This is a genomic window from Nostoc sp. (assembly GCF_035638895.1).
In the GTDB taxonomy this organism is placed as follows: domain Bacteria; phylum Cyanobacteriota; class Cyanobacteriia; order Cyanobacteriales; family Nostocaceae; genus Nostoc.
In genome coordinates this window covers 1-6,368 of sequence record NZ_DASQZC010000291.1, presented here as the reverse complement: position 1 = coordinate 6,368, position 6,368 = coordinate 1, and the positions used below count along the sequence as shown (strand labels likewise).

Sequence of the window (6,368 nt, the reverse complement as noted above, 5' to 3'; positions counted from 1 at the left end):
CCCGTTTGATTGTAGTTTAAATGGCAGCGATCGCGTTCAAATTCATAAATATTCACCATTGGGACAATATGAGGATTCCCATCAAACTGATTGAGTGGGTTTTTAGGCGAACAAAGCACAGAAATTGGAACTGTATAAATTATCGTGCAATCTAATTCTTGTAACTGAGCCGCATAGTCAAAAAATAAATGTTCTGCAATCGTAGGTGGTACACGATCCATGTTGTCAAAAATAATCAATAAACCTTTATACTCAGGAAATTTTTTTCGGAGTTTAACGTAGGCATCTCCTAATAAAAGGTTAATATCTGCTTTGAGACGTGATAGGTCTTTTTGTAAAGTTTGGCGAATAGTAGTTTTTTGTTTATCAGAACCTTTAATTTGTGCCAGTAATTTGACCATCAATTTAGCGATAAATGGAGCTTCTGGTTTCAGAGTCGCTTCTCCCTCAATACTGACAGACCTTTCTACACTTTCTTCGGTTTCTTTTGTAATATCCTTAAACCAAGATTCAAAGTTTTGCAGAAGTTGAGAATCAAATTTTAAACCTAATTTACGCAACTCAAATTCTACTTGTTTTATGACGATTAAATATAAATCTGTATAATTAGCATCATTAATATCTGTTTCTTCGTTAACTTCTAAATAAATTACGTGGTATTGTTCTTCCCATTGGTTCTGAATGCGTTTTAACTCTGTGCTTTTGCCACAGCCGCGATGTCCGGTAAACAAAATTGTGCTGAAATCTGCTGGTTCTTGAAAGTCTAAAATCGTACTAACGCTGTCTATTGCTGAAGTTTTGCGGACTGCTGATAAATCAACATAGTACCGCTCCATGTCTGCACCCTCTAGCGGTTCAACATTACAAGCTTGAAATGCAGCTTTGAGAGTATTAGCACGCTGGTGATTCATTGGGTTTTGACTAACTTTATAGAGCCGACTTTCTCAAGATTAAATTTTAGGCGATCGCAGTACAATTTTTCATTTAATAAAACTTTACATTTTGATATATCAAGTCTTTGTAATATATTATACTTTAAGAAAGTGGATAACAATATAACTTTCAGCTTTACCCAGGACTGGATTGCACAGGAGTGGTTTTGTTAAAATGGCGATCGTTTATAAACCGCGCTATTGAGTATAATCTGCTGGTTATTTTCAGAATTATATTCATTTGTCAATCTGCCAAAAGCCAGAAAAATATTATTGATGCTTACTTACTTAATTTTGAGTAACCAAATCAAAAGGTTGCTCATGGCCGTTTTCGCTCAACCATACTGAGTTAATATGAAAAAATAGCACACTTAATCAATTAATATCAATTCCAGTAAGAAAACTGAGTATTACTAACTTCTACAAATTTTACCCAAGCAGGCTTGTATATTGCTCAAACATTTGAAAGAATAACTAAAATAATCATCAGTGGTACTAAATTATTAATTGTTAGTTCTAATTCTTGAGTTATTAATTTTCAGTGTGATGATTGCGTCATCTGGTAAAAACCTGAGTTTTTCTATTACTATACCTTAAAATTTCCTCTGCTTTAATTTTATACAAGAACTACATGGAACAAGTAATTACTGCGATGGCAGATGCTTTGTTTATAACTAATAATATAGGAATAATAAAAAAAGTAAATCGTGCTGCTCAAGAATTATTTGGTTTTTGTGAAGAAGAATTAATTAATAAACCAATATCATTAATAATTGATGATGAGCAACTTTTAATAAAAGCCATTCACCAGCATTCTTTTTATCAAAAAAATCTTCAAAATTTAGAACTAGTTTGCCGAACCAAGACTAGAGAAAAGCGGTTGATTGCTTTTTCTTGTTCAGTAATTCCGAAAAAAATAAAAGGATTAGAAGATATTGTCTATATTGGTCGGGATATTACTGCTTGGCAGCGCCGGGAACAACGGACAAGTGCCCAGTATGCTATCACTCGTATATTATCAGAATCACAAACTGTAAAACAGGTAATTCCGCAAATTTTGCAGTCGATTTGTCAAAACTTGGGATGGGATTTAGGCGAACTTTGGACACCAAGTCAATATATTGGCACTTCGGTACAAGGAGATAGCCTCAATGCAGTATTAAGGAGTGTAGAAATTTGGTCAAGTCGAGTAATTTCTGCGCGAGAGTTTAAAGCAATCACCTGGCAAACTACATATACACCCAGTGTTGGCTTACCTGGTCGAATTTGGATCAGACGTTTGCCTTTGTGGATTCAAGATATCGCAGAAGATGGAGACACTCGGCGATCGCAACCTGCTGCTGAAGCTGGATTACACGCAGCTTTTGGCTTCCCCATCTTAGACGATTGTGAAATCTTAGGAGTGATGGTTTTCTTTAGCCGGGATGTACAACCAAAGGATAAAGAGTTATTGCAAATGGTGGGTTCTATTGGTAGTCAAATCGCCCAGTTTATCAAACGCAAACAAGCAGAAGATGCTCTTGTAGAAAGTGAAGAACGATATCGAGATTTATTTGAAAATGCTAATGATTTGATTCTATGCGTTAATGCCTATGGTCGTTTTTTGTATGTCAATCGCGCCTGGCAAGAAGCTTTAGGATACAGCGAATCTGAAATTGTGAATATGAATATTTTCGATATTATACATCCAGAGTTTAAACAAGACTGTTTACAAAGGTTTTATCGGGTGCTGTCAGGAGAAAAGATCGGGCAAGTAAAAGCCGCATTCGTTACTAAAGATGGGCAAACAATCTTTCTAGAAGGTAATATTAACTGTAAATTTATCGAAGGTTATCCAGTTGCGACTCGCGGCATTTTTCGCAATATCACCCAGCGATTAGCAACAGAAGAAGCGCTGCGCCATCAGCAAGAAGAAACCGAACTTTTATTGCTGAATATTTCGCCAGCAGTAATCTCCAAACCCTTAAATCAAGTAGCTAACATTGTCGAAAACGTTGCTGATGTCACAGTTTTATTTGCAGATATTGTCAGCTTTACCGAAATTGCTGCTTCTATGAGTGCAATTCAACTGCTAAACTTACTCAACTCGATTTTATCAATTTTTGATCGCCTCACCGAACAACATGGTTTAGAAAGAATTAAAACCATTGGCGATGCTTATATGGTAGTTGGTGGTTTGCCCACACGCCGCCGGAATCATGCTCAAGCGATGGCTCAAATGGCACTCCAGATGCAAGCTGCGATCGCTCTATTTAATACTGAGAATAACCAAAACTTTAGTATCCGTATCGGCATCCATAGTGGTTCCGTAGCTGCCAGAGTAATTGAATTCAAACAAATTACGTATAATCTCTGGGTAGACACAGTGAACATCGCCCACTGCATGGAATCCCAAGGTGTTTTTGGTAAAATTCAAGTTACAGAAGATACTTGCAAGTCTTTGTGTAATGAATTTGTATTTGAAAAGCGGGGCGAAATCGAAGTTCAAGGCAAAGAGAAAATGACCACCTATTTCCTGATTGGACGCAAGGAATGAAAGGCAGGAGGCATTGGGCATAACTCAAGAATCAATCAATAGTTTTTCTTCCCCTGCTCCCCCTGCTTCCCCTACTCCCTACTCCCCACTCCCTACGGAGTATTCGGAATCAACCGTCCACAAGGATAAGTCGCTGTTTGCTTTTGGGCACTTTCAGCCACTGCTGTTGGAATTTGATCCGATGATTGGGTTTTGGCTGCTAGATAGTCTTTTTGCAGTTTATCCAAAATAGCTTCTCGCCTGTCGTATACACGCTTCAGGGGACGAGGCTCGCACTTGTTCAAGACGTATGCTGTCACCAATGGTAGAGCGATGGTGCTATCGGTATAACAAACAATAGTGTTAGGTAACTCTTCCGGGTCAATCTTACCCCAACTGACAGCCTCCGATGGGGTTGCTCCAGACAAACCGCCTGTATCTGGACGCGCATCGGTAAACTGTATAAAGTAATCGTGTCCTCGTTCTTCTAGCCCCAATACTTCGTGAAGTTGCGGTTGGGTTTGAAGCAAAAAGTTTTTGGGACTACCGCCACCGAGAATTACAGCCGCGCTTTTACCTCCTGATTCACGGGCATTATATGCGATCGCAGCTGTTTCATTTACGTCAATTGATGGATCTATCACCAACTGCGAACCTTCCAAAGCCAAAGCCGCCACGTTCATCCCAATTGAGCTATCTCCTGGAGAAGACGTATATATAGGTACACCACACTCATAAGCTGTAGCAAGCAAACAGGAATGCTGTACACCCAGTTGCTTTTCTACTTCCCGAACATACTTACCCAGTAAATAGTGAAACTCAGCAGTTCCCATCCGCTTTTGAAACGCTTCCCCTTGCAGAATCTTGCGGATGAACGCATCAGTTTCGAGTAGCACATCGTAACCAAAGATAATGTCATAAATGCGAATAGTGCCTTCCTGGCGCAGTTTCACATCATCCAAAAACGGATTACCAGCAAAAAGTTCAAAACCTAAACCGTAGTGCATATCGTGGTAAAGATTTGCACCAGTGCTAATCATCCAGTCAATAAAGCCGTTGCGAATTAAGGGTGCAAGCGCTGAAACCCCGAATCCTGCTGGCGTCATTGCACCGGAAAGGCTAACTCCCACCGTCACACCTTCCGTTAGCACATCACGACTCAATAGTTGGCAGATTTCCCGCAACCGCGCTGAGTTGTAAGCGGTAAAGTATTGATCAATCAAATCCACCACATTGATATCATTTGATATAGGTGTAGGTGCGATTTTTTGACCCAGCTGTTTAGACATTTTGGCACTCCCGAACAGTAAACACGCCGAATCTAATAGTATCTAGCTTTCAACTAAAGTAACAGCAATTTTACTAGCTAGTACAGCACCGCGTAAATCCACCCACGCTATGAACAAGAGGTCATTTCCCCCTGCCCTCTGCTTCTTTGTTGAGATTCTGAAAAGATTAAATTTAATGGAAGATTTAATAGATCGAGACAGGTATACGCTACCTACATGGGAATGCGTCAAAAGAGGACTTAACCAATGGGATATGTAATTGCTACTGCAAATATGAAAGGTGGCGTTGGTAAAACCACCCTCACTGTCAACTTAGCTACCTGTTTAGCTAAAAATCATGGTAAACGGGTGCTTGTCCTTGATTTAGACAGCCAAATTAGCGCCACACTCAGTTTGATGTCGCCTTTAGATTTTGCCAAGCGTCGTAAACAAAGTAAGACATTTAGGTATCTGATCGATCAAGTTATCAATCCAGAACCAGAAGCAAAATTGACAATTCAAGATATCATTCAACCCCAGGTTTGTAATCTTCCCGGATTAGATTTATTACCGGGAGATATCGACTTATATGATGAATTTGTTGTGTCAGAAATGCTGCATCAGCAAGCAACTGCTTTGGGCGAACAAGACTTTGAAACAATTTGGAATCGCTTTGAAAGAGTCTTGATAAATAATATTTTAAAACCTGTACGTCAAGAATATGATTTTATCCTCTTGGATTGTGCGCCTGGATATAATTTATTAACTCGTAGCGCTTTAGCTGCAAGTGATTTTTACATACTTCCTGCTAAACCAGAACCCTTATCTGTGGTGGGTATTCAACTGCTAGAAAGACGCATTGCCCAATTAAAAGACAGTCACGGACATGAAACCAAAATAGATATAAAAATGCTGGGAATTGTATTCAGCATGTCTAGCGCTAACCTTCTTACTGGCAGATACTATAAACAAGTGATGCACCGCGTTGTTGAAGATTTCGGTGTAGAAAAAATTTGTAAGGTACAAATACCAGTTGATGTTAACGTTGCTAAGGCTGTTGATAGTTTTATGCCAGCTGTTTTAAATGCTCCTCAATCAGCTGGCTCAAAAGCGTTCTTTCAGTTAACTCAGGAGTTGTTGCAAAAGCTATAGCTGTGGTAATAATTAAGTAGTTTTTCTGATAAGTCCAGCGTTTATGGGACTTCCAGAAAATAAACTATTCCATTAGCAATAATGATAATCATTTTAAAAGGGGATGAAGGGGCTGCCGACGGCAGCCCCTTCATCCCCTTTTGTAGTAATTTGAATAATGATTGAGTTTTTGAGTATGGCAACTGGTGACTATAGTATTAACTGATTCTCTTAAAAAGCGGTATTACTTGTGTTGATAACATGAGTGGCAAAGGACGTTATCCCAAAAACATTAAGTAAATATACGTTTAGCTTACTATTCGCCCTATCATAGTAAATATAATCCAATTAGATTGGACATGGGCAATACTAGAGAATCATTGGAATGGCAGCATTTTAGATGAAGTGGAGACGGCTTTGAAGTTTGCTACTACTATGAAATGGAAAGGTTCTCATCCAGTAGTTAAGCTAGTACACAAAAGTTTCCCTCTCTGACTCAGAGAGGGAAAAACTTGAACTTTA

At 39.0% G+C, this 6,368-nt stretch carries 4 protein-coding genes and 1 pseudogene; 3 read left to right on the top strand and 2 right to left on the bottom strand.

Annotation, left to right across the window (positions count from 1 at the left end; translation table 11 throughout):
* On the bottom strand, positions 1-911 hold a 911-nt coding region (locus VE944_RS14285; RefSeq protein ID WP_324978050.1), incomplete at its 3' end, for a P-loop NTPase fold protein.
* Between the two features lie 652 nt (positions 912-1,563).
* On the opposite strand from VE944_RS14285, the gene VE944_RS14280 reads away from it, so the two are divergent.
* Positions 1,564-3,468, top strand: coding sequence for an adenylate/guanylate cyclase domain-containing protein (locus VE944_RS14280; protein WP_324978048.1), 1,905 nt, complete (start codon positions 1,564-1,566; stop codon positions 3,466-3,468).
* Between the two features lie 92 nt (positions 3,469-3,560).
* On the opposite strand, the gene VE944_RS14275 is transcribed toward VE944_RS14280, so the two are convergent.
* Positions 3,561-4,736 (bottom strand): homospermidine biosynthesis protein, encoded by a 1,176-nt coding sequence (locus tag VE944_RS14275; protein ID WP_324978046.1) that lies wholly within the window; start codon positions 4,734-4,736, stop codon positions 3,561-3,563.
* Positions 4,737-4,982: 246 nt separating this feature from the next.
* Here VE944_RS14275 and VE944_RS14270 point away from each other — a divergent pair, with 246 nt between their 5' ends.
* Both VE944_RS14270 and VE944_RS14265 read left to right on the top strand, forming a co-directional pair.
* A complete protein-coding gene (locus VE944_RS14270; RefSeq protein ID WP_324978044.1) occupies positions 4,983-5,867 on the top strand; it encodes a ParA family protein in 885 nt (294 codons plus the stop codon).
* A 275-nt stretch (positions 5,868-6,142) separates the two neighbouring features.
* Positions 6,143-6,332: pseudogene (locus VE944_RS14265) on the top strand (ISAzo13-like element transposase-related protein); the annotation flags it as partial.
* Positions 6,333-6,368: the final 36 nt, after the last annotated feature.